Origin of the sequence: Methyloversatilis universalis EHg5 (genome assembly GCF_000378945.1) — a bacterium.
Lineage (GTDB): Bacteria > Pseudomonadota > Gammaproteobacteria > Burkholderiales > Rhodocyclaceae > Methyloversatilis > Methyloversatilis universalis_A.
Map to the genome: position 1 here is coordinate 3,813,533 of NZ_KB900539.1, position 22,254 is coordinate 3,835,786.

21 protein-coding genes are annotated in these 22,254 nt (G+C 66.9%); 4 read left to right on the top strand and 17 right to left on the bottom strand.

What is annotated here, in order from left to right; genetic code table 11:
* Positions 1 to 64: 64 nt before the first annotated feature.
* The 13 genes from METUNV2_RS0117365 to METUNV2_RS0117425 form a co-directional block, all read right to left on the bottom strand.
* Positions 65 to 1,387 (bottom strand): NAD(P)/FAD-dependent oxidoreductase, encoded by a 1,323-nt coding sequence (locus tag METUNV2_RS0117365; RefSeq protein ID WP_018230744.1) that lies wholly within the window; start codon positions 1,385 to 1,387, stop codon positions 65 to 67.
* Positions 1,388 to 1,542: 155 nt separating this feature from the next.
* Entirely contained in the window at positions 1,543 to 2,022 is a 480-nt protein-coding gene (locus METUNV2_RS0117370) for a disulfide bond formation protein B (RefSeq protein WP_018230745.1), read from the bottom strand.
* A gap of 48 nt (positions 2,023 to 2,070) precedes the next feature.
* A complete protein-coding gene (gene hslU, locus METUNV2_RS0117375) occupies positions 2,071 to 3,393 on the bottom strand; it encodes an ATP-dependent protease ATPase subunit HslU (protein ID WP_018230746.1) in 1,323 nt (440 codons plus the stop codon).
* A gap of 26 nt (positions 3,394 to 3,419) precedes the next feature.
* On the bottom strand, positions 3,420 to 3,959 hold the full coding sequence (gene hslV / locus METUNV2_RS0117380) for an ATP-dependent protease subunit HslV (protein WP_018230747.1): 540 nt from the start codon (positions 3,957 to 3,959) through the stop codon (positions 3,420 to 3,422).
* A gap of 73 nt (positions 3,960 to 4,032) precedes the next feature.
* On the bottom strand, positions 4,033 to 5,241 hold the full coding sequence (locus tag METUNV2_RS0117385) for an STAS domain-containing protein (protein ID WP_018230748.1): 1,209 nt from the start codon (positions 5,239 to 5,241) through the stop codon (positions 4,033 to 4,035).
* A 142-nt stretch (positions 5,242 to 5,383) separates the two neighbouring features.
* A complete protein-coding gene (locus METUNV2_RS0117390) occupies positions 5,384 to 7,396 on the bottom strand; it encodes a TonB-dependent receptor (RefSeq protein WP_018230749.1) in 2,013 nt (670 codons plus the stop codon).
* Positions 7,397 to 7,493: 97 nt separating this feature from the next.
* Positions 7,494 to 7,841, bottom strand: coding sequence for a hypothetical protein (locus METUNV2_RS0117395; protein WP_018230750.1), 348 nt, complete (start codon positions 7,839 to 7,841; stop codon positions 7,494 to 7,496).
* A 21-nt stretch (positions 7,842 to 7,862) separates the two neighbouring features.
* A complete protein-coding gene (gene dksA, locus METUNV2_RS0117400) occupies positions 7,863 to 8,300 on the bottom strand; it encodes an RNA polymerase-binding protein DksA (RefSeq protein ID WP_018230751.1) in 438 nt (145 codons plus the stop codon).
* Positions 8,301 to 8,398: 98 nt separating this feature from the next.
* Entirely contained in the window at positions 8,399 to 9,613 is a 1,215-nt protein-coding gene (locus tag METUNV2_RS0117405; protein ID WP_018230752.1) for a class I SAM-dependent rRNA methyltransferase, read from the bottom strand.
* Between the two features lie 384 nt (positions 9,614 to 9,997).
* Positions 9,998 to 10,648: a DUF484 family protein gene (locus METUNV2_RS0117410; protein WP_018230753.1), complete on the bottom strand. Its 651-nt coding sequence runs from the start codon at positions 10,646 to 10,648 to the stop codon at positions 9,998 to 10,000.
* Positions 10,649 to 10,655: 7 nt separating this feature from the next.
* Complete coding sequence (dapF, locus tag METUNV2_RS0117415) at positions 10,656 to 11,489, bottom strand: diaminopimelate epimerase (RefSeq protein ID WP_026188257.1); 834 nt, start codon at positions 11,487 to 11,489, stop codon at positions 10,656 to 10,658.
* Positions 11,486 to 11,923: a CoA-binding protein gene (locus tag METUNV2_RS0117420; protein ID WP_018230755.1), complete on the bottom strand. Its 438-nt coding sequence runs from the start codon at positions 11,921 to 11,923 to the stop codon at positions 11,486 to 11,488. The genes dapF and METUNV2_RS0117420 overlap by 4 nt, the downstream gene beginning before the upstream one ends.
* Positions 11,920 to 12,795: a lysophospholipid acyltransferase family protein gene (locus tag METUNV2_RS0117425; protein WP_018230756.1), complete on the bottom strand. Its 876-nt coding sequence runs from the start codon at positions 12,793 to 12,795 to the stop codon at positions 11,920 to 11,922. Before METUNV2_RS0117425 ends, METUNV2_RS0117420 begins: the two co-directional genes overlap by 4 nt.
* Before the next feature lie 171 nt (positions 12,796 to 12,966).
* Here METUNV2_RS0117425 and metK point away from each other — a divergent pair, with 171 nt between their 5' ends.
* Both metK and METUNV2_RS0117435 read left to right on the top strand, forming a co-directional pair.
* Positions 12,967 to 14,130, top strand: coding sequence for a methionine adenosyltransferase (metK, locus tag METUNV2_RS0117430; RefSeq protein ID WP_018230757.1), 1,164 nt, complete (start codon positions 12,967 to 12,969; stop codon positions 14,128 to 14,130).
* A 164-nt stretch (positions 14,131 to 14,294) separates the two neighbouring features.
* Entirely contained in the window at positions 14,295 to 16,928 is a 2,634-nt protein-coding gene (locus tag METUNV2_RS0117435; protein WP_081618557.1) for a DUF3857 domain-containing protein, read from the top strand.
* 10 nt (positions 16,929 to 16,938) lie between these two features.
* Here METUNV2_RS0117435 and METUNV2_RS0117440 read toward each other — a convergent pair whose 3' ends face one another.
* Together METUNV2_RS0117440 and pmbA are read right to left on the bottom strand one after the other, a co-directional pair.
* Positions 16,939 to 18,021: a TRAP transporter substrate-binding protein gene (locus METUNV2_RS0117440; protein WP_018230759.1), complete on the bottom strand. Its 1,083-nt coding sequence runs from the start codon at positions 18,019 to 18,021 to the stop codon at positions 16,939 to 16,941.
* A 72-nt stretch (positions 18,022 to 18,093) separates the two neighbouring features.
* A complete protein-coding gene (pmbA, locus tag METUNV2_RS0117445) occupies positions 18,094 to 19,434 on the bottom strand; it encodes a metalloprotease PmbA (RefSeq protein ID WP_026188259.1) in 1,341 nt (446 codons plus the stop codon).
* A gap of 73 nt (positions 19,435 to 19,507) precedes the next feature.
* Here pmbA and yjgA point away from each other — a divergent pair, with 73 nt between their 5' ends.
* Positions 19,508 to 20,101, top strand: a complete 594-nt coding sequence (yjgA, locus tag METUNV2_RS0117450; RefSeq protein WP_018230761.1) for a ribosome biogenesis factor YjgA — start codon at positions 19,508 to 19,510, stop codon at positions 20,099 to 20,101.
* On the top strand, positions 20,094 to 20,696 hold the full coding sequence (gene mog / locus METUNV2_RS0117455; RefSeq protein ID WP_018230762.1) for a molybdopterin adenylyltransferase: 603 nt from the start codon (positions 20,094 to 20,096) through the stop codon (positions 20,694 to 20,696). Before yjgA ends, mog begins: the two co-directional genes overlap by 8 nt.
* A 7-nt stretch (positions 20,697 to 20,703) precedes the next feature.
* On the opposite strand, the gene mtgA is transcribed toward mog, so the two are convergent.
* Together mtgA and aroE are read right to left on the bottom strand one after the other, a co-directional pair.
* Complete coding sequence (mtgA, locus tag METUNV2_RS0117460) at positions 20,704 to 21,396, bottom strand: monofunctional biosynthetic peptidoglycan transglycosylase (RefSeq protein WP_018230763.1); 693 nt, start codon at positions 21,394 to 21,396, stop codon at positions 20,704 to 20,706.
* 7 nt (positions 21,397 to 21,403) lie between these two features.
* Positions 21,404 to 22,249 (bottom strand): shikimate dehydrogenase, encoded by an 846-nt coding sequence (gene aroE / locus METUNV2_RS0117465; RefSeq protein WP_018230764.1) that lies wholly within the window; start codon positions 22,247 to 22,249, stop codon positions 21,404 to 21,406.
* Positions 22,250 to 22,254: the final 5 nt, after the last annotated feature.

The following is a 22,254-nucleotide window of genomic DNA, read 5'->3' on the forward strand; positions in this document are numbered from 1 at the left end:
TAGCCCCTAGCCCCTAGCCCCTAGCCCCTAGCCCCTAGCCCCTAGCCCCTAGCCCCTCAAAAGGCTAGTGCAGCTTCACGTGCGGCTCGGTGCTCTGCTTGATGAAGCGGGCCACCGCGTCGAGCGAGCTCTTGATCCAGCCGTGCAGCGCGATCTGGTGCATCTGGTACAGCGAGCGGTACATCATGCGCGCGACCAGACCTTCGATGAACATGCTGCCGCCGACCACGCCACCCATCAGATTGCCGGTCGCGCCACTCTTGCCCAGCGACACCAGCGAACCGAAGTCCTTGTAGCGGAAGGGGCCGGGGTCGCCCTTGCCCTCCAGCCGCATGGCGAAAATCTTCACCAGATAGCTGGCCTGCTGGTGCGCCGCCTGGGCGCGCGGCGGAATCGTGCCTTCGCCGCCCAGCCAATGACAGGCCGCGCAGTCGCCGAAGGCGTAGATGTCCGGGTCGTGCGTGGTGACCAGATGGTCGTCCACCACCAGCTGATTGATGCGGTTCGATTCCAGCCCGCCGAAACCGGACAGCATGTTGGGCGCCTTGATGCCGGCCGCCCACACCATGAGGTCGGCGCGGATGAATTCGCCGCCCGGCGTGGCCAGACCGTCCTGGCGCAGTTCGCTGACGCGCACCGAGGTACGCACGTCGATGCCCATGTCGCGCAGCAGCTTTTCAGCCGAGGCCGAAATGCGCGCCGGCAGTGCAGGCAGCACCCGGTCGGCCGCCTCGATCAGCGTGATCCGCACGTCGCTGCGCGGATCCATGCTGTGCACGCCGAAGGCGCGCAGCACCTTGCTGGTGTGGCGCAGCTCGGCCGACAGTTCGACGCCGGTGGCGCCAGCGCCGATGATGGCGATCGACACTTCGTGCGGTTCGCCGCGCTCGGCACGCGCGTCCGCGCGCATGCAGGCGGCCACCAGCTTCTGGCGGAAGCGCTCTGCGTCGTGCGTGGTGTCCAGCGCCATCGTGTGCTCTTCCGCACCCGGAATGCCGAAGGTATTCACCGTGCTGCCGATGGCAATCACCAGATGGTCGTAATGCAGCTCGCGCTCCGGCAGCATGGGTTCGCCGTCAAAGTCGGCCACCGCCTCGATATGGATGGTCTTGCGCGCGCGGTCAATGGCCGTCATCCGGCCCATCTGGAACTCGAAACTGTGCCAGCGCGCCTGCGCGACGTATTCCAGCCGGTGCATGTGCATGTCCATGCGACCGGCCGCGACTTCGTGAAGATGCGGCTTCCAGATGTGGATGGGCGAGGCATCGACCAGCACGATGTCGGCCAAGCCCTTGGCGCCATAGCGGTCACCCAGCTGGGTAACCAGTTCGAGGCCGCCGGCGCCGCCGCCGACCACCACGATCACGGGTTTCTTGGAATTATTCATGATCTCCTCAGACCGTTAGGGACCGTCTGCTGCGGTCTCCACCCGCCCTGCACGGGAGCGGACGGCGCATTCTGCTACAGCGCCCGGCGCTTGTGCAGGCCGGGCGGTCTGACCGTGCCCGGTGTCATCGAGGCGGAACAGTCACCGTCGGCTCTTCAGCCACGGCGCAACGAAAGCAGCACAGCCACCATGGTCAGTACCGCCAGCCACAGCAGCGACCACTCCGGAATGTCCAGACCGAAGATGGGCGGCAGCTTGGCGCCACAGGTCCCATCGGCGAAGAACACCTGGGGCAGCCACTGCGCCGGCGGCAGGCTGTTGACGAAATCCTCGACCGGATCAAGACCGCAGCTCACCGACGGGTGGTAGAGCACATACACGTGCCGGCCGGCAACCGCGGCACCGAGCGCTGCCACCAGTCCGGCCGCCCACAGGCCGCTGCGTGCGAGCGCGCCACCGAACAGGCCGCTCAGCAGGAAGAACACGCCGGCGCCGACGAAGGCATAGCGCTGCAGGATGCACAGCGGGCAGGGCGCCAGCTGCTCGACATGCTGCAGCCACAGCGCGAAGGCCACCAGGCCGAAACAGAAGTAGGACAGCAGGAAATACAGGCGCGTACGGACCAGGGGCGTCATCGTGTTCTCGTTATCGTTGCGTAAGGGGCTTGCGCGATGCAGGCGTGCTCAGAGCACGTAGCGTGCGAGGTCCTCGCTGCGGGAAAGTTCGCCCAGACGCGCATCGACATAGGCGCCGTCCACGGTCACGGTGCGACTGTGCTGGCCAGCATCGAAGGACACTTCTTCCAGCAGCTTTTCCATCACCGTATGCAGCCGGCGCGCGCCGATGTTCTCGGTGCGCTCATTCACCGACCACGCTACCTCGGCCAGCCGGCGTATGCCGTCCGGCGCGAACTCGAGCGTGACGCCGTCGGTTGCCAGCAGCGCGGCGTACTGGCGGGTCAGGCAGGCATCGGTTGCGGTCAGGATGCGTTCGAAATCGTCCACCGACAGCGACTCCAGCTCGACCCGGATCGGAAAGCGCCCCTGCAGCTCCGGAATGAGGTCGCTCGGCCGCGACAGGTGGAAGGCACCGCTGGCAATGAACAGGATGTGGTCGGTCTTCACCATGCCGTGCTTGGTGGTGATGGTGGTGCCTTCGACCAGCGGCAGCAGGTCGCGCTGCACGCCCTGGCGCGACACGTCGGCGCCGCCGTGATCCGAGCGCGACGCCACCTTGTCGATCTCGTCCAGGAACACGATGCCGTGCTGCTCGACCGCGGCCAGCGCCTGCTGCTTCACCTCGTCCTCGTTGACCAGGCGCACCGCCTCTTCGTCGGCCAGCGCACGCATCGCCTCGCGCACCGTCATCTTGCGGCTGCGCCGGCGCTGCGTGCCCATGTTCTGGAACATCGACTGCAGCTGGCCGGTCAGCTCTTCCATGCCGGGCGGGGTCAGGATTTCCATCGACGCCGGCGCCACCGCCAGTTCGATGTCGATTTCCTTGTCGTCCAGTTCGCCCTCGCGCAGCTTCTTGCGGAATTTCTGGCGCGTGCCGCTCTCGTCGGCCGCCGGCGCATCGACGCCGAAACCGACCGGGCGGGCCGGCGGCAGCAGCACGTCGAGAATGCGGTCTTCGGCGGCGTCTTCGGCGCGGGTACGCACCGCCTTCATCGCGCGCTCGCGCAGGTCCTTGATCGCGATCTCGACCAGATCGCGGATGATGGTGTCGACATCGCGGCCGACATAGCCCACTTCGGTGAACTTGGTCGCTTCCACCTTGATGAAGGGCGCGTTCGCCAGCCGCGCCAGCCGGCGCGCGATTTCGGTCTTGCCGACACCGGTCGGGCCGATCATCAGGATGTTCTTGGGCGTGATTTCGGTGCGCAGCGGCTCGGCCACCTGAGCGCGGCGCCAGCGGTTGCGCAGGGCCACCGCGACCGAGCGCTTGGCCTGCTGCTGACCGACGATGTGCTTGTCCAGTTCGGACACGATTTCGGACGGGGTCATGACTTGGGCGGATGCGGACACGGTATTCACCACTCCAGGGTTTCGATGGTGTGGCTGTGATTGGTGTAGATGCACAGGTCGCCGGCAATGCCCAGCGACTTGGACACCACCTCGTTCGCCGGCAGATCGGTGTTCTCGACCAGCGCGCGGGCGGCCGACTGTGCGTAGGCACCGCCGGAGCCGATGGCCACGATGCCGCCTTCCGGCTCCAGCACGTCACCGTTGCCGGTGATGATGAGCGAGGACTCGCGGTCGGCCACCGCCAGCATGGCTTCGAGCCGGCGCAGCATGCGGTCGGTGCGCCAGTCCTTCGCCAGTTCGACCGCGCTGCGCACCAGATGGCCCTGGTGCTTTTCCAGCTTGGCTTCGAAGCGCTCGAACAGCGTGAAGGCGTCGGCGGTGCCGCCGGCAAAACCGGCCAGGATGCGGCCCTGATACAGCCGGCGCACCTTGCGCGCGGTGGCTTTAACCACGATGTTGCCGAGCGTGACCTGACCGTCGCCACCAAGGGCGACCTGATTGGGGCGACGCACCGACAGGATGGTGGTGCCGTGATACTGTTCCATGGCGATTCCCGAAAAGATCTGAAAGCAGCCGGGGGCGCGTCTTGCGGCGCCGCGCACGGCAGGGCGGGTGGTGTCAGAAACGCCGCTGCTGGATTTCCGCGACCGCGGCGACACCGATCAGCAGCAGCAGCGCGGCCACCATGGGCCGCACATCGACCAGCCGCGGCTGGCGGCCGGTGGCCTGTACCGCGGTGATCACGTTGAACAGCAGGCCGGCGCTGATGAAATCCATCCGGCGCAGCTCCGAACAGTCGACCTTCATCACGCCCTGCGGCAGATCGGCCTGCTGCAGCGCTGCGAAGGCATCCTGCCGCGCACCGACGACTTCTCCGCGCAGCGCGATCGGACCGCCACAGGCGGGCTGTACGGTCTCGGCCGCCGGCGGCACCAGCACGGAAGCGACCCAGCGTGCATCCCAGGACGGCGGCGACAGCTCGAAGGTGATCGCGTACTGGATGGCGAATTCCTCGAAATTGGCTTCGTCGCCAAGCTGCTGCAGCGTTTCCAGATAGAGCAGCCACTGCGCCGGCCCCTGCGCCTCACCCGGCACGATGCGCGGTGCCAGCAGGTCGCGCAGGCCGGCCGTGCTGAGCATGGCCACGCCATGGCCGCGCCGGCGCACGTCGGTCAGTACGTCCAGCAGCAGGCGGGCGCCGTCTTCGTCGACTTCGTGCAGCCGCGCCAGATCCAGCCTCACCACAGGCGCCTTGGCGCTCAGGCGTTCGATCTGCGCAATCGAAGGCTGGCTGGCCGCGGTGAGCTTGCCCGACAGAGTGAGCGTCGGCGGTCCGCCACAGGCGCCGCCCGAGGGCGTGGCCGGCCAGGTGGGCGCCGAACGCTCGAAGCGTTCGGCATAGGCCAGCGCGTGCGCCTCGAAGGCATCGACCCGTCCCAGTGCGTGACACAGATCGAACAGCATGGCCCACACCTGTTCGGTCGAACTGCCCAATTCGGCGAACGTGGCCTTTTCCAGTACCGACAGCGCAGCTTCGTCGTCGCCGTTGGCGAACAGCATGGCGGCTTCTTCAACCACCGGGTTCAGGCCGCTGGACACATCGCGCACTTCAAGTTCGCCCTTGCCGGTGCGGCGGGCACCGTCCAGCGGGTCCCTGGACACGAAGTCGAGCGAAATCAGCCCGGCCGAAGACGGCGCCGCACTGTGTTCAAAGGCGCTGTCCGGCGCACGGCTGGCCGGCACCGCGGAGGGCGCGGCAGGACGAGCCGGCTTCCGGGTTTCGACCTGCGGCGTCGCAGGGGTTTTCTTGAAAAAGGAAAAAGCCACGGGTGCGTCGGTTTGCGTGCCGGTGCGGCTCGGACAGCCGGGCGGCAGTTAAGTGCATATGAACCGTCACTTTACCTGCCAAACCGGGGGCCACGCATCCCCCAGATGTATCAGGCGGCATCCGCCGCCTGGCCCGCTCCGCTCAGAAACTGGCCCGCAACCCGGCCATGATGCTGCGGCCGGGCATGGGCGCCAGCCCCTTGAGGAAGGACACGTGGTTGCGCGCTTCGGTGTCGAACAGGTTGTTGCCGCGCAGCCAGGCCTCCCAGTTCATGCCGCCCGACCTGAAGTCGTAGCTGGCGAAGGCATTCACCAGCGCATAGCCGGCGGTTTCGGACTCGCCCGATGCCACCCGGTCCTGCCGGCTCGCGCCCTGCACTTCCATGCGCAGGTTCACTGCCTCGCGATGCCAGTTCAGCGCCGCCATGCCACGCACCGGCGCGATCCGCGGCAGCGGTTCGCCGGTGTCGCGGTTGGTGGCCCGCACCATGTCGGCCTGAAGATCGAGGTGAAGCTCGCCGGCGCAGCGGCACAGCAGCAGGTGAGCCTGGGCCTCCATTCCGTAGAACTTCGCCGGCACCGCCTGGTAGGCGAATTCCGGCAGTTCGCCGGCCGGGTTCAGCAGGCCGTCCTCTTCGCGGTTGCGACCAGTACCGGCCAGCGCGATGTAATTGCCGAAGCGGCTGTAATAGGCGCCGAGGCTGCCGCTGTGCTCGCCGTATTTCACCCGCAACTGGGCATCGATCGAATTCGACTGTTCTTTCTGCAGACCGGCGCTGCCCACTTCGTAGTTGCCGGTGGCGGCGTGCGGACCGTTGGCGAACAGTTCGTAGAAAGTGGGCGCGCGTTCGGTATGCGCGAACTGCGACGTGACCGAAAAGGTGTCGTTCAGCGGGTAGATGGCGCCCAGCGCCGCGCTGCGGGCAGTGAAGCGACGCTCCTGCGCGGGCTCGAAGCGGGGTGCACCGGTGTTCGGATCGTTCGGGCCACCGCCGTCGGTGCCCACCTCGACCCGCTCCAGCCGGCCGCCGAAGGTGAGCTTGAGCGCACCGATGCGCGTTTCCTCGAACAGGAAGAGCGCGCGGCTGTCGGTGCGGGTCGACGGCACGAAGGCTTCGTCACCCAGCGCGGAAAAGTCGCTGCTGTCGAACTGGGCGCCGATCACGCCGCGGAAGCGGCCGATTTCGGCATGGCTGGCTTCGACCCGGACGTCGCTGCCTTTGCTGAAGAAGCGGGTGGCGGGGGTGCCGGCGTCCAGCTCGACATGCTGGTAGTCGGTATGGCCGGCGCGGAATTTCAGGCCGGTGATGAAGCCGTCCAGATCGCGCGCTTCACCGGCCAGATCCCAGCGCTCGCTGCGCATGTCTATGGTGACGCCGGGCTCGGCCACGGTGCCGTAGGTCGAATCGTAGATGCCGTAGGAGGCGCCGATATAGCCCTTGTCACCAGCCCAGGACGCACCGATGCCGCCACCCTCGCTGTCGGCCGCCGAATTGCGCAGGCGGGAGGCACCGCTGCTGCGCGGAATACGCAGGTCTGACGTGCTGCGGGTAAAACCGTCGGCGTGCAGGTTGAAGCCTTCCTTGCCGAATTCGACCCGGCCGGCCAGTGCGCGGGTGGAATCGGCACCGCCGACCACGCCATCGACCCGGCCGCTGGCGCCGCTCATGGCCGACTGCGGAATGCGGTTGTCCAGCGTGTTCACCACGCCACCCATCGCGTTGCCGCCATACATCAGCGCGGCCGGGCCGCGCACCACTTCGACCCGCTCGACCACCAGCGGATCAACCGTGGTGGCATGGTCGAAGGACAGCGAGGACGCGTCGACGGTGGCGCCGCCATTGCCGAGGATGCGCACGCGGTCGCCGTCCATGCCGCGGATGACCGGGCGGCTGGCGTTCGGGCCGAACCAGGTCGAGCTGACGCCCGGCAGATTGCCCACGGTTTCGCCCAGCGTGCTGGCGCCGCGCAGCGTAAGGTCGTGGTCGTCCATCACCGATACCGGGCTGACCAGATCGGACAGGTCGCTGCCCAGCGGATTACCGGTCACCACCACCGCCGGCAGGGTCTGGATGGACTGCGCGTACACCGGCACGGAAAAGGATGCGGAGGCGGCCGCCGCAACGGCGCCGCCCAGAAGGCTCTTGAACTGCATGAAATATCTCCCGGCGCCCGCCATGGCGGGCGCGTCCGCGCGGATGGCCGCACGGACATGACTGAATCGAATGAAACGCGCCGGACGGCGCGACGGATCAGATCAGCGGAAAGACGGGCGGGCCGTGGGCACACGGCTCAGGCGCGGCCCCATGAACCGCCACCCGCAGCGAGGCAGCGCGCAGCACATGGGACAGGTCGGCCACCACGGTATCCGGCGCGGTGCCGGAAAACAGCGTAGCCAGGGAATGGGCGGACAGACAGTCCGGGCACACCGCCGCATGGGTCGGTGCGCCGTCGTCATCGCTGTCAGCCAGCACCGCCGCGCGCGGCGACAGGTGCTCGAAAGCGTGAACGAGGGATACGTGCTGCGCCCCGACGAGGCACAGCACGAGCAGGACGAACCGCAGCGGACCGAACCGCAGCGCGGACAGGCGCCTGAACATCACGTGTGTCCGCGCCCGGCCTCAGTCGCCGTACAGCTTCTGCAGGCGTTCGCGGCGCTCCTGCGCCTCGATCGTCAGCGTCGCGGTCGGACGGGCAAGCAGGCGGCCGATGCCGATCGGTTCGCCGGTTTCATCGCAATAGCCGTAGTCGCCGTTGTCGATGCGCTCGATCGCCTGTTCGATCTTCTTCAGCAGCTTGCGCTCGCGGTCACGGGCGCGCAGTTCCAGCGTGTGCTCTTCCTCGACCGTCGCGCGGTCGGCCGGATCGGACACATTGTCCACCTCGCGCATGTGCTCGACGGTTTCGTCGGCCTTGCGCAGGATGTCGTCGCGCATGCGCGCCAGCAGATCGCGGAAGAACGCGAGCTGCGCTTCGTTCATGTAGTCCTTTTCCGGCATCTTGAGGACGTCGGCTTCGGTCAGCGGCTTGTCGGCCTTGCTGGCATTCTTGGTGGCCATCCGCATGAACTCCAAGGTTTGGAAAGGCGAAGAGGATACCAATGTTTTGATGAAAAACCGTCGACCGGATCACTGCCCGGCCACGGTCAGCCCGGTACTCAGCTCACGCGCAGCAGCAGGCCCTTCAGATACTCGCCTTCCGGGAAGGCCAGACCGACCGGATGGTCGGCCCCCGCAGACAGCCGTCGCAGCACCCGGGCCGACACGCCGGCATCGGCCGCGGCGTCGGCCACGATCTTCTGGAAGAAATCCGGATCGACCCCGCCAGAGCAGGAATAGGTCATCAGCAGCCCGCCCGGCGCAAGCAGCCGGAAGCCGAGCAGATTGATGTCCTTGTAGGCGCGGGCGGCCGCCTTTGCGTGCGCGGCCGACGGTGCGAACTTGGGCGGATCGAGCACGATGAGGTCAAAGCGGCGGCCTTCGGAACGGAAGGTGCGCAGCGCCTGGAACACGTCGGCTTCCAGCCATTCGGCGCGACCGGCGTCGATCTGCGGGTTGTGGCCGACGTTGCGCTGCGCGGTCGCCAGCGCCGGACCGGACGAATCGATGGACAGCACCGAGGCGGCACCGCCGGCCAGCGCGTGCAGCGAAAAACCACCGGTGTAGCAGAAGCAGTTGAGCACCCGGCGCTCGCGCGCAAGTTCGCCACACAGCCGGCGATTGTCGCGCTGGTCGAGATAGAAACCGGTCTTGTGGCCGCCGGCCACATCGATCTCGATATTCACGTCGCCGGCCACGCCGGGCTCGGCAATCACCGGAAAGGGCGGCTCGCCGTCACCGACCAGCCAGCCGCAGCGCGGCTCCAGACCTTCGAGCGCGCGGACGTCGGAATCGGAACGTTCATAGACGCGGGCGATGCCGGTCGCGCGCACCAGCGCGTCGGCGATAGCCTGCCGCCACTTTTCGCCGCCGGCGCCGGTGATCTGCAGCACGATCACGTCGGCGTAGCGGTCGGCGATCACGCCGGGCAGGCCGTCGGACTCGCCGTGCAGCAGCCGCACGCCGCCGCGCGGGCCGAATTCGCCCGCCAGTTCGGGCAGATCGCGTCGCTGTTCGACCGCACGCGTCACCGTGCGACGGAAGAAGGCGTCGTCGATCGACTCGTCCTCGAAGGTCCACATGCGGGCGCGGATCTGCGACGCCGGCGAGAACGCCGCGCGGCCCAGCACGCGACCGCTGGCCGCCTGCACCAGCACCGTATCGCCCGGCCGGGCCCGCCCCTCGAGGCGGTCGACCGAACCGGCGAATATCCACGGGTGGCGGCGCATGACCGAGCGCTCGCGGCCCGGTGCAAGAATCAGGGTGGCACTCATACGCTATCCGTCATGACGCTGAGCCTGCCGAACAGGCAGGCCGTGCGAAGCCGGCCCTCCTGAGCGAACACAGTGAGGGCGGGAGCCAACGCGCCGCCCGAAGGGCCGCCCCGAGGGGTGTAGCGGGGGTTTCGGCGAGCACTGCTCGCCGCCCGCGCAACCGGTCGGCTGTGCAAAGCCGACCGTGGATGAGCGCAGCCCCCTCGGCGGGGGTGAAGCCGGGGTTTCGCGGCGCAAGCGCCGCGCCGGCTGAACGGCCCGGCTGTGCAAAGCCGGGCCTCGTACCAAGGGGTTTCGCAGCGCATGCGCTGCGCCTGCCGAACGGGCCGGCTTTGCGAAGCCGGCCCTCCTGAGCGAACGCAGTGAGCGTGGGGGCCCACACTCTCAACCCAGCTCGCGAATCAGCGACGCGCCGAGCAGCTCACCGATGCGTTCGAGATAGAGGGTGCCCATGTCCGGCACGAAGCGGGCGTCGTCGTTGGCGCCCAGCGCCAGCAGGCCGACCACGCGCGCGTCGCGGCGCAGCGGCACCAGTGCGATCGACTGCACGCGGGGCGCGGCCTCGCCGAACCAAGCCACCACGCCGAGGTCGTTTACCGGGCCGCAGTAGGGCTGGCGCGCCTCGTTGGCGAACACGCGGATGCGCTCGTCCACCGGCTCGAACACCTCGCCTTCGCGGGTCAGCACGCTGTTCCACAGCCGCAGTGCAGTGTGCGGCACCGAAAACCCTTCCGACAGCTGCTCGCGCAGCGCGCTCATGACCGCATCGAAGCTGCCGGCGCTCATCAGTGCCAGCGACAGCGCATGCACGCGGGTGGAAATGACGTCATTGTCCTCACCGAAACGCAGCAGTTCGGCCAGCTTCAGTTCCAGCGAGCGGGTCTTTTCGCGCAGCGTCAGGATCTGTCGCTCGGTGATCGAAATCGCCCGGCCGCCATGCGGATGCGGCACATTGAGGTGGGCGAGCAGTTCGTGATACTCATCGAAGAACTGCGGATGGTCCTGCAGATAACGCGCGACGTCGTCGGCTCTCATGGGGGTGCTACTCCAGATGGATGTCGGCTTCGAATACGGTGACCGCGGGGCCGGTCATGAATACCGGCGTGCCTTCGCCGGCCCAGGCGATGTTCAGTTCGCCGCCGCGGGTGCTCACGCGCACCGGGCTTTCCAGCAGGTTGCGGACGATGCCCGCCGCCACCGCTGCGCAGGCGCCGGTGCCGCAGGCCAGCGTTTCGCCGGCGCCGCGCTCATACACCCGCAGCCGGATGTGATGCGGGTCGGCCACCTGCATGAAACCAGCGTTCACGCGGGCCGGAAAGCGCAAATGGGATTCGATCAGCGGCCCTTGCACGCCGACCGGCGCGGCGTCGGCGTCGGCCACCACCTGCACCGCGTGCGGGTTGCCCATGGACACCGCGGTGATCGCGACCGCCGCACCCGCCACGTCCAGCGGCTGGACGAAGGCGTCGGAATCGGACTGGAACGGGATGCGCGCCGGCTCGAACACCGGCACGCCCATATTGACCGTGACCTGACCGTCGTCCTGCGCGCTCAGCGTGATCACGCCGCTCTTGGTTTCGACCCGGATTTCCCGCTTGTCGGTGAGCCCCTGTTCGATCACGAAACGCACGAAACAGCGCGCGCCATTGCCGCACTGCTCCACCTCGCCACCGTCGGCATTGAAGATGCGGTAGCGGAAATCAACGTCCGGCTGCTGCGCGGGCTCGACCACCAGCAGCTGGTCGCAGCCGACGCCGAAGTGGCGGTCAGCCAGAAAGCGCACCCGCTCGGGCGTCAGGTCGACCTGCTGGCGGATCGCGTCGATCACGACGAAATCGTTGCCCAGACCGTGCATCTTGGAAAAACGGAGTTTCATTCGGTCACCATCGTGCTGTAGTCGCGCCACACGCAGCGGTCCATCACCACGGTCAGGCCGGCCGCCTGCGCGCGCAGCGCAGCCGCTTCGTCGATCACGCCGTCCTGCAGCCACACGGCCGGCAGGCCCAGCGCGATCGCCTGGTCGACGAACTCGCCGACGCGGTCGGCGGCGATGAACAGATCGACCAGATCGATCTGGCTGCGCAGGTCGTCCGGAATGTCGGCCAGCGAGGCATAGGCCTTTTCGCCCAGCACCTGATCGACTGCCGGCCGCACCGGCACGATGCGCCAGCCGAAGCGCTGCATGCCGCGCGCGACGCGATGACTGGGACGGGATTCGATCGGGGACAGGCCGACCACGGCTGCCGTGCGCACGCCACGCAACAGGTCAGCGATGGCCTGCGGCGCAGGATTCGTGAACATGGCCGTCATTCTACCGCCGCCGGCCGCTCGACACCGGGCGGCCGCTTGTAGCGCTTGTAGCCCCAGATGTACTGCGCCGGGTACCGCCGCACCAGCGCCTCGACATTGCGGTTGATCGCATCGACCCGCTGCACCGTATCGCCCTCGACCGGCAGTCCGGGTTCGATGAAATGGACGTGATAGCCCCGGCCGTGCGGCAGCCGCTCGGCGAACACCATGACAGTGCCGGCGGCGATCGAGGTCAGCCGGGCAGCCAGGGTCATGGTGTAGGCCGGACGGCCGAAGAAATCCGCCCACAGGCCTTCGCCGTTGGCCGGCACCTGATCCGGCAGGATGCCCACCAGTCCGCCGTCCTTCAGCGTGCGCAGCAGGCGCCGTACGCCGCTGCCGTCGGCCGCCGCCAGCGATACGCCGTCGCCCTCGCGCCCGCGCGCCATCACCGGCGCAAGCCAGGCCTGGCGCGGCGCGCGATACAGCACGGTAATCGGGATGCGCGAACCGATCAGCCGGGCGGCGATCTCAAACGCCCCCATGTGCGGCGTCAGCAGCACCACGCCTCGGCCGCTGGCGTGCAGACGCTCGACCGTTTCCCAGCCGCTCACCTGTACCACCGCGCGCAGCACCTCGGCGCGCGGCCGCAGCCACAGCCAGGGCAGCTCCAGCATGGTGCGGCCGGAATGGGCCGCCGCATCGCGGATCAGCGCGGCATCGGCCTGCGGCACGGCGCCGGCGAGGTTGCGGTCGAATTCCCGGCGGAACTTGGCCGAGCGTGCGTGCATCAGACGGCCGGCCGCCGCCCCGACGGCCTGCAGCGTGCGCAGCGGAAGGAGTGACAGCAGCCGGAAGGCACCCGTGGCCAGACGGCTCGCGAGGTCGGACATGGACAGGAAGCTGGGTACGCGAATATTGCAGAACGCGGTAGACTACTGTTTCCGCCGAGTTAAACGAGACAACTTGCAGGGCGGCCTACAAATACTGCTAAAGCGTCGCCTGCTCGCTTCCCGGAGCCGGTTCGACGAACCGCAACAGGGAAGTTTGATAGGAGCAGGTGCATGTCAGAGTATTTCTTCACTTCGGAATCGGTGTCCGAAGGCCATCCGGACAAGGTGTCCGACCAGATTTCCGACGCCATTCTCGACGCCATCCTGGCGCAGGACCCGACCGCCCGCGTCGCCGCCGAAACGCTGTGCAATACCGGTCTCGTCGTGCTGGCCGGTGAAATCACCACCACCGCCAACGTCGATTACATCCACGTCGCACGCGACACGATCAAGCGTATCGGCTACGACAACACCGAATACGGCATCGACTACAAGGGCTGCGCGGTGCTGGTGGCCTACGACAAGCAGAGCCCGGACATCGCACAGGGCGTAGACCGCGCCAGCGACGACTACCTGAACCAGGGTGCCGGCGACCAGGGCCTGATGTTCGGCTACGCCTGCGACGAAACGCCGGTGCTGATGCCGCTGGCGCTGCACCTGTCGCACCGTCTGGTCGAACGCCAGGCTCACCTGCGCAAGGACGGCCGCCTGCCCTGGCTGCGCCCGGACGCCAAGAGCCAGGTCACCATCCGCTACGTCGACGGCAAGCCGGAGCGCATCGACACCGTGGTGCTGTCCACCCAGCATGCCCCGGACATGTCGCTGGAAGCGATCCGCGAAGCGGTGATCGAAGACATCATCAAGCCGGTGCTGCCGCCGGAACTGGTGAAGGGCGAAATCAAGTATCTGGTGAACCCGACCGGCCGCTTCGTCATCGGCGGCCCGCAGGGCGACTGCGGCCTGACCGGCCGCAAGATCATCGTCGACACCTACGGCGGTGCCGCACCGCACGGCGGCGGCGCCTTTTCCGGCAAGGATCCGTCCAAGGTCGACCGCTCGGCCGCCTACGCCGGCCGCTACGTGGCGAAAAACATCGTCGCCGCCGGCCTCGCGTCGAAGTGCCAGGTGCAGGTGAGCTACGCCATTGGCGTCGCCCAGCCGACCTCGGTCATGGTCGAAACCTTCGGCACCGGCAAGATTTCGAACGAAAAGCTGACCGAACTGGTGAAGCGCCACTTCGACCTGCGTCCGAAGGGCATCGTGCAGATGCTGGACCTGCTTCGCCCGATCTACCAGAAGACCGCCGCCTACGGCCACTTCGGCCGCGACGAGCCGGAATTCACCTGGGAAGCGACCGACAAGGCCGCCGCGCTGCGGGCCGACGCCGGGCTCTGACCCGGGCACCTCCTTGGAGGTTGACGGCAGGGTTGCTGCACAGCCCTGCCGTCAGTCTGTTGTCGATGCAGCGCGAAGCACTTCGCATATGAATGAAAAATGCATATGCGAAAATTTCCGTTTAGCCCACTGAGTCGCACTGCCGGCCGGAACGGAGAGAGCTTTTGCGCACGCCGACATCAGCATTCCACAGCCTATTCGGCCTGCTATTCGTACTGCTCTGCTGGCATGCGGATGCCAGAGCTGCCGACTACCGCGTTCTACCGACGCCAGCCTGGGTGACACCCATAGAGCACGGAAGTCGCACACAAGTACCTGTCGATCAGATCAGCAGCGGCGCCCACTTCCTGCTCGGCGATTTCCAGACACGCAGCGGCCCTGAAGGTCGAACGGAATTCCGTCACATCGCCACACAGGCGCTCAACGACCAAGGCGTCGATGCGGTCGCGAATATCGAACTGCTGTTCGACCCATCCTATCAATCGCTGCACCTCCATACGCTGGCGGTCGTCCGCGACGGTAAGAGAATAGACAAGCTGCACAGGGCGACCATCCGCGTACTGCAGCGCGAGAAGGAACTGGAGTACCGCATCTACGACGGGCGAAAAAGTGCCCACATCGTCCTCGACGACATCCGTACCGGCGATATCGTCGAGTACGCCTACAGCGTAAACGGCGCGAATCCGGTATTCGGCACACGCGAATTCGGCACCCAGTCGCTGCAGTGGGCGGTGCCGGTCGAGCGCCTCTATGTCAGGCTGCTGCTGCCCATCGATCGCGACACACGCATCACCGTCCGCAACAGCACGCGCCAGCCGCTCGTTCGCATCACGGCAACCCATCGCGAATACGTTTGGGACGAGTCACCGCTGGCACCGCTGGCTCTCGAACGCGATGCGCCGGGCTGGTTCGATCCATATCCGGCGCTCGAATGGAGCGAGTTCGTTGACTGGAATGCCGTTGCGCGCTGGGCCGTTCCACTCTACCGTCCGCCGGCGCAGCTCGGCCCCTCACTGCGCGCCAAAGTGCTGTCCATCGAAACCAGCGCCCGCAGCCAAGCTGGCAAGGTGCTCGCCGCACTACGGTTGGTGCAAGGCGACGTGCGCTACCTCGGCGTCGAAATCGGCAGCGGTTCCTTTGTGCCATCGCAGCCCGATCGCGTGTATGACCGTCGCTTCGGAGACTGCAAGGACAAGACGCTGCTGTTGCTGAGCCTGTTGCACCACATGGGCATAGACGCCCAGGCAGCGCTGGTGAACACCGTGCGAACGCGCGGCGTCAGCGACTTGGCACCAAATCCGGCGGCATTCAATCACGTACTCGTACATGTAAAAGTCGACGGTCGCAGCTACTGGCTGGACCCGACCCGCGCACCGCAACAGGGTGCGCTCAACGCGGTCTATCAACCGGACTTCGGCCTCGCACTGCTGGTCAGCGATACCACGCGCGAATTGCTGCCGATGCGACACGACCCCTCTGAGGCAATCAAGCGGCGCATCGACGCACGATTCGACGCGCGCGACGGCTTCGATCAGCCCGCCCAACTCACCATCACAACGACAAGCGAGGGGCGCGAAGCCGAAGAGGCACGCAATCTGCTCGCCACAACCAGTCCGGAAACGCTGCAGAAGCAGTATCTGAACTATTACGCACGCTACTACCCCCGCATTCAGGTGACCCGGGGCATGGCGGTCAGCGACGACGTCGAGCACAACCGCCTCACGGTGACTGAGTACTACGCCATTCCGGATTTCTGGCCACTGGTTGAAGGTGGCAGTCGCCGCGAAGCCAGTTTCCATTCGCCGGAGATGATGGATGTACTGCGGCTGCCCTCTTCGACCGTACGCCATTCGCCAGTGGCCCTGGCGCAGCCGATGGATGTCACTCTGGTCACTGAAGCCCTGCTGCCGGAAGCGTGGCCGATCAGACCCGAGACAACGCGGATCGAGGATGCCCACTTCACACTTGAACGTCAGGTCACAGGCAGCGACCGGCAACTGTTGCTGACCGATCATTTCCGCTCGCACTTCGATCACGTGAAGATGGACGCCATTCCGTCCTATGTCGCCAATCTGGAACGAGCACGCAATGCGCTGGGCTATCGGCTCTTCCATTACCTGAACCAGCCGTCTGCCTCGCTTGCCGAGCGCTTCAACTGGATGATCGCGCTGCTGGCTACGATGCTCACCGGCGCGCTGATCTGGCTTGCACGCCGCCTGTATCGCTATGATCCGCCACCTTCAGACTTCGCACCTATCCCGGCGCTGACCGGCATCCGCGGATGGCTGCTGCTGCCAGCACTCAGCCTCATCCTGCTGCCATTCAGGCTGCTCCTCGAGTTTCTGCCGAACATATCGGTGTACTCGGTTCCCACATGGGTCCGGCTGACCCACCCAGGAGAAGGCACTTACGATCCGCTGTGGGCGCCAGCGCTGCTGTTCGACCTGCTGGCAACCCTGAGCCTCGGCATGCTGGCCCTGCTAACCCTTGTTCTCTTCATCAAGCGTCGCAGCAGCACACCCCGCTTCTTCATCGCGCTGACCGCGGGCCTCGTGATATCGCAATCGATCGGCCAGGCGCTCGTGATGGCGCTGCCGCTGGCCGGGGAAGCCGCCGAAACCGCGCGCAACCCCACTGAGCTCGTCCAGTCAGTGCTTTCGCTGGCGATCTGGGGCACCTACTTCGTGCGCTCAAGGTGGGTAAAGTCCACCTTCACCCGCACCTGGCACAAGCGCCCGTCGGAACCGGAACCTTTCACGGCGCCATCCGGCACTGCGCAAGAGCGCTCCGCCAGTTGAAGCCTGGCCTTCACTCCACCGGATGCCGGCCCACGAAAGCATCCACCGAGTTCTCGGCGATGCGCGTCCACAGGTGCTGCTCGGAGCGGAAGCGGTTCCACGGTTCGAACACCTTGCGGAACTGCGGGTTAGCGGCGGCGGTTTCGCGGTACAGCGCGAACGCCTCTTTCTGGCAGGCGAGCAGGATGTCGCGCGGAAACATGCGCAGCTGGGCGCCGCCCTCGATCAGTTTCTTCATCGCCGCCGGATTGCGCGCGTCATAGCGCGCCTGCATGCCGACATGGGCGGCCGCGCAGGCAGATTCCAGAATCTGCCGGTATTCGGCCGGCAGCGCGTCGAAGGCCGGGCGATTGACGTACAGGCTGAGCTGCGGGCCGGCTTCCGCCCAGCCCGGGTAGTAGTAATAGGGCGCGACCTTGTAGAAGCCGAGCTTGAGGTCGTCGTAGGGCCCGACCCATTCGGCGGCGTCGATGGCGCCCTTTTCCAGCGCCGGATAGACGTCGGCACCCGGAATCTGCTGCGGTACCAGACCCAGTCGCGACACCACCTGGCCGGCGTAGCCGCCGATGCGCATCTTCAGGCCCTTGAGGTCGGCCACGCTGCGGATTTCGCGGCGGAACCAGCCGCCCATCTGCGCGCCGGTATTGCCGCAGGGGAAATTGACGATGTTGTAGCCGGCGAACAGTTCGCGCATCAGCGCCATGCCGCCGCCATCGACCAGCCAGGCGTTCTGCTGCCGGCTGTTCAGGCCGAAGGGCATGGCGCAGTCGAAGGCGAAAGTGGGGTCCTTGCCGATGTAGTAGTAGGACGCCGAATGGCCGCATTCCACCGTGCCTTCGCGCACCGCGTCGAGCACGCCGAAGGGCGGCACGATTTCGTTGGCGGCGAACACCTGGATCTGGAAACGGCCGCCGGTGGCCGCGCTCACCTGCTGCGCCACCTGTTCGGCGGCGGCATGCAGCGCGTCCAGCGCCTTCGGAAAGCTGGACGCCAGTCGCCAGCGCAAGGCCGGCTGCGCGGCATGCACGGCCGGCGCACTCGCCAGCGCTGCGGCCAGCGGCGCCGCTTTCAGGAAGCCACGGCGGTCGGTCATGTCACCGGATCCATTCAAGGTCGCGCCGCTCAGATGAGGGGCCGCGAGCGAAGTGAGCGCGGGGGCTCACACTCAGGCTCCGGCGACCCGCATGCGGTCGATCAGCACCGAGCCGCTCTGCTTCGAGCCGCGTACCAGCGCGTCGGAACCGACCGCCTGTATGCCCTTGAACATGTCGCGCAGATTGCCGGCGATGGTGATTTCCTGCACCGGGTAGGCGATTTCGCCGTTCTCGATCCAGTAGCCGGCGGCGCCGCGCGAATAGTCGCCGGTCACGTAGTTCACGCCGTGGCCCAGCAGTTCGGTCACCAGCAGGCCGCGCTTGATGCCGCGTATCAGGTCGTCCAGGCTCTGCGTGCCCGACTGCAGGATCAGGTTGTGCGAGCCGCCGGCGTTGCCGGTGGTCTGCATGCCCAGCTTGCGGGCGGAATAGGTGCTCAGGAAATAGCCGTTCAGCACGCCGTTCTCGACCACTTCGCGGTCGCGGGTGACCACGCCGTCATCGTCGAACATGCCCGACCCCATCGCGCGCGGCAGGTGCGGGCGTTCGGAAACGTTGATGTGCTTCGGGAAGATCTGCTTGCCCAGGCTGTCGAGCAGGAAAGACGATTTGCGGTACAGCGCGCCGCCGCTGGCCGCCTGCACGAAGTGACCGAGCAGTCCGATGGCCAGCGGCGCTTCGAACAGCACCGGCACCCGGGTGGTGCGCACCCGGCGGGCGTCCAGCCGCGACAGCGCGCGCCGCGCCGCGTACTCGCCGATCGCCTCCGGCGCCGGCAGGTCACCGGCCGCGCGGCGGCTGGCATACCAGTCCTCGCGCTGCATGCCGTCGCCTTCGCCGGCGATGACCGAGCAGCTCACGTACTGGCGCGAACTGGCGTAGCCGGCCATGAAACCCAGGCTGTTGGCCGACACGAACTGCGACTGCTGGGCCGACACCGAGGCGCCTTCGGAATTGCGGATGTCCGGCGACACCGAGAAGGCGGCGTCCTCGCAGCGGCGGGCGATGTCGATGGCGGTTTCGACCTGGATGTCCCACGGGTGATAGAGATCGAGATCGCGGAATTCGGTGGCCAGCAGTGACTTGTCCGGCAGGCCGGCCGCGTCGTCTTCGGCGGTGAAGCGGGCGATCGACAGCGCGGCATCGACGGTGGCGCGCATCGCATCCAGCGAAAAATCGCTCGAACTGGCGTAGCCGCGGCGCTGGCCGACATACACGGTGACGCCGATGCCCTTGTCGCGGTTGTACTCGATGGTTTCGACCTCGCCGCGGCGCACCGTGACCGACTGGCCGAAGCCTTCGGACACATCGACTTCGGCTGCGGAGGCCCCGCCCGCGCGGGCGTGATCAAGAAGCTGTTGCGCGATGTCGCGCAGGCTGGCATCGGTATGGCTGAAACCCTGTCGGGACATGGCGGATTCGTGGTCGGGCAAAGGCTGCAATAATAGCTGCTTGCCACGCTCAGCCCCGCCCTCTGTATCTCCAATGCGCCCCAAATCGATTTCCACCACAGAAAACCCGGACGATCAGGATCTGCCCGACCGTCCGAGCAAGAGCCAGAAGAAGCGCGACGCCCATGCGCTGCAGGACATCGGCACGCAACTGGTCGCGCTGTCGGCCGAACAGCTCAAGCGCATCGACATGCCGGACAGCCTGCGCATCGCCATCGCCGAAACACAGCGCACCCGCAGCCACGAAGGCCTGCGCCGGCAGATGCAGTACGTCGGCAAGGTGATGCGCGGCATCGATACCGCACCGCTGATCGAGGCGCTGGACGTGATCCGCGGCCAGTCGGCCGCCGCGGTGGCACGCGAACACATGCTGGAGCGCATGCGCGAACGGCTGATGGCGGACGAACAGGTGCTGGGCGACATCGCCACCCAGTGGCCGGGCGCCGACCTGACCCGGCTGCGTACGCTGCGCCGCAACGCGCTGCGCGAGCGCGAACAGAACAGGCCGCCGCGCGCCTTCCGCGAAATCTTCCGCGAGCTGCGCCAGCTCGACAACGCCGCCCGCGGCGAAGAGGCGGAGGCCGATGCCGATTCCGACAGCGAACAGGAGGGATACGACGATGAGTGACACGCAACAGGATCTGCTGACCGTCGGGCTGGTGTCGGTGTCCGACCGCGCCTCCAGCGGCGTCTATCAGGACCAGGGCATTCCCGCGCTGAAGGAATGGCTGTCGGCCGCGCTGAAGAATCCGGTCATGTTCGAAACCCGGCTCATTCCGGACGAGCGGCCGCAGATCGAGGCCACGCTGGCCGAACTGTGCGACAGCGCCGGCTGCGACCTGGTGCTCACCACCGGCGGCACCGGCCCGGCGCCGCGCGACGTGACGCCGGACGCCACGCTGGCGGTGGGCGACCGCGAAATGCCCGGCTTCGGCGAACAGATGCGCCAGATCAGCCTGCGCTTCGTGCCGACCGCCATCCTGTCGCGCCAGACCGCGGTCATCCGCGGTCGCACCCTCATCCTGAACCTGCCCGGTCAGCCGAAGTCGATCAGGGAAACGCTGGAAGGCCTGAAGGACGCGGACGGCCAGCAGATCGTGCCCGGCATTTTCGCCGCCGTGCCCTACTGCATCGACCTGATCGGCGGCCCTTACATCGAAACCGACGACACCGTGGTGAAGGCCTTCCGGCCGAAGTCGGCGGTGCGGCCGCCCCAGGGCTGAGCGCCGCTCAGGGCACCTGCGAGTAGTGCATGCGCGCCGCCACCCGGGCGGCGTGGGCGGCCAGGCGCGGCCCGAAGGTCTTTTCGTACTTGCGCGGATTGGGCAGCATCACCGCCAGCCGCGCCGCCTGGTCCGGCCCAAGCTGGGCGGCAGACACCCGGTAGTAGCGCTGGGCGGCCGCCTCGGCGCCAAACACGCCGTCGCCCCACTCCACCACGTTCAGATAGATTTCCAGAATGCGCCGCTTGTCCATCACCGCTTCCATCATGAAGGTGATGGCCGCCTCCTGCGCCTTGCGCAGATAGCTGCGGCTGGGGCTGAGGAAGAGGTTCTTGGCCAGCTGCTGGCTGATGGTCGAACCGCCGGCCACCGCGCGGCCCTTCTTGCGGTTCTTTTCCATCGCCTTCTGGATGCCCTCCCAGTCAAAGCCTTCGTGGTCGACAAAGCCATCGTCCTCGGCCGCCACCACCGCCCGCTTCAGGTGCACCGAAATGCGTTCGTAGGGCACCCACTGCTGGCGCAGCTGCGCGTCCGGGCTGCGTTGGCGCAGTTCGTCCAGCCGCAGCGACATGAAGCTGGTCTGCGACGGGTTGAACCGGGTCCACCACAGCAGGTGGCCGAACACCCACAGCTGGTAGGCCAGCGCCAGCAGCACCGCACCGGCCAGCAGCCACTTCAGCAGACGGAAAGCGCTGCGCATGGCTGGGTCAGACCAGCGGCGGCAGGGCTGCACGCAGCGTGTCGCGCACCGCGGCGGTATCCGGGCGCACACCGCGCCACAGCGCGAACGCTTCGGCCGCCTGTTCGACCAGCATGCCCAGGCCGTCGGCCAGCCGCGCCGCGCCCTGATCACGCGCCTGCTTCAGATACGCGGTCAGGCCCCGGCCGTACACCATGTCGTAGGCCAGGCTGCCCTGCGCGTACAGGCCGGCCGGCAGCGGCGGCGCCTCGTCGCTGAGGCTGGCGCTGGTGGCGTTGATCACCACGTCGTACGGTGCGTCGGCGGCCTCCTGCCAGCCGCCGGCGGCCAACGTGTCAGGCATCTCGTACGCGAAGAAATCAGCAAAGTCACCAATCAGTTTCTCCGCGCGCTCTACAGTTCGATTTGCGATGAACAATCTGGACACGCCTGTCTGCAGCAATGGCGCGACAACGCCGCGTACAGCTCCACCAGCCCCCAGCAGCAGCACTCGTGCCCCTGCCAATTGGCAACCTAGCTGTTCGAGATCACGGACCAGTCCTACGCCATCAGTGTTGTCCCCTTTGATTTCGCCGTCCTCAAAACTTAGGGTGTTCACCGCTTGGGCAAGTTTGGCGCGCTCGGTAAGCCGATTTGCCATTCGGAAGGCCTCTTCCTTGAACGGCACCGTGATATTCATGCCGCGCCCGCCTTGCGCGCGGAACTGCGCGACCGCGGCGGCGAAGCCGTCCAGCGGCGCCAGCAGCGCCTCATAGCTCAGATCCTGCGCGGTCTGCGCGGCGAAGGCAGCGTGGATGGCCGGCGATTTGCTGTGGGCGATCGGGTGGCCGATGACGGCGTAGCGGTCAGTCATGGTGC

Coding starts and splice junctions, on each gene's coding strand:
- METUNV2_RS0117370 (WP_018230745.1), bottom strand. CDS start 2,022: ATGACGCCCCTGGTCCGTACGCGCCTGTATTTCCTGCTGTCCTACTTC.
- hslU (WP_018230746.1), bottom strand. CDS start 3,393: ATGACCCCGTCCGAAATCGTGTCCGAACTGGACAAGCACATCGTCGGT.
- METUNV2_RS0117425 (WP_018230756.1), bottom strand. CDS start 12,795: ATGTCCGACCTCGCGAGCCGTCTGGCCACGGGTGCCTTCCGGCTGCTG.
- dksA (WP_018230751.1), bottom strand. CDS start 8,300: ATGGCCACCAAGAATGCCAGCAAGGCCGACAAGCCGCTGACCGAAGCC.
- METUNV2_RS0117440 (WP_018230759.1), bottom strand. CDS start 18,021: ATGACCGACCGCCGTGGCTTCCTGAAAGCGGCGCCGCTGGCCGCAGCG.
- yjgA (WP_018230761.1), top strand. CDS start 19,508: ATGCGCCCCAAATCGATTTCCACCACAGAAAACCCGGACGATCAGGAT.
- METUNV2_RS0117405 (WP_018230752.1), bottom strand. CDS start 9,613: ATGAGTGCCACCCTGATTCTTGCACCGGGCCGCGAGCGCTCGGTCATG.
- METUNV2_RS0117420 (WP_018230755.1), bottom strand. CDS start 11,923: ATGACGGCCATGTTCACGAATCCTGCGCCGCAGGCCATCGCTGACCTG.
- aroE (WP_018230764.1), bottom strand. CDS start 22,249: ATGACTGACCGCTACGCCGTCATCGGCCACCCGATCGCCCACAGCAAA.
- hslV (WP_018230747.1), bottom strand. CDS start 3,959: ATGGAACAGTATCACGGCACCACCATCCTGTCGGTGCGTCGCCCCAAT.
- pmbA (WP_026188259.1), bottom strand. CDS start 19,434: ATGTCCCGACAGGGTTTCAGCCATACCGATGCCAGCCTGCGCGACATC.
- mog (WP_018230762.1), top strand. CDS start 20,094: ATGAGTGACACGCAACAGGATCTGCTGACCGTCGGGCTGGTGTCGGTG.
- mtgA (WP_018230763.1), bottom strand. CDS start 21,396: ATGCGCAGCGCTTTCCGTCTGCTGAAGTGGCTGCTGGCCGGTGCGGTG.
- METUNV2_RS0117410 (WP_018230753.1), bottom strand. CDS start 10,648: ATGAGAGCCGACGACGTCGCGCGTTATCTGCAGGACCATCCGCAGTTC.
- METUNV2_RS0117365 (WP_018230744.1), bottom strand. CDS start 1,387: ATGAATAATTCCAAGAAACCCGTGATCGTGGTGGTCGGCGGCGGCGCC.
- metK (WP_018230757.1), top strand. CDS start 12,967: ATGTCAGAGTATTTCTTCACTTCGGAATCGGTGTCCGAAGGCCATCCG.
- METUNV2_RS0117395 (WP_018230750.1), bottom strand. CDS start 7,841: ATGTTCAGGCGCCTGTCCGCGCTGCGGTTCGGTCCGCTGCGGTTCGTC.
- METUNV2_RS0117390 (WP_018230749.1), bottom strand. CDS start 7,396: ATGCAGTTCAAGAGCCTTCTGGGCGGCGCCGTTGCGGCGGCCGCCTCC.
- dapF (WP_026188257.1), bottom strand. CDS start 11,489: ATGAAACTCCGTTTTTCCAAGATGCACGGTCTGGGCAACGATTTCGTC.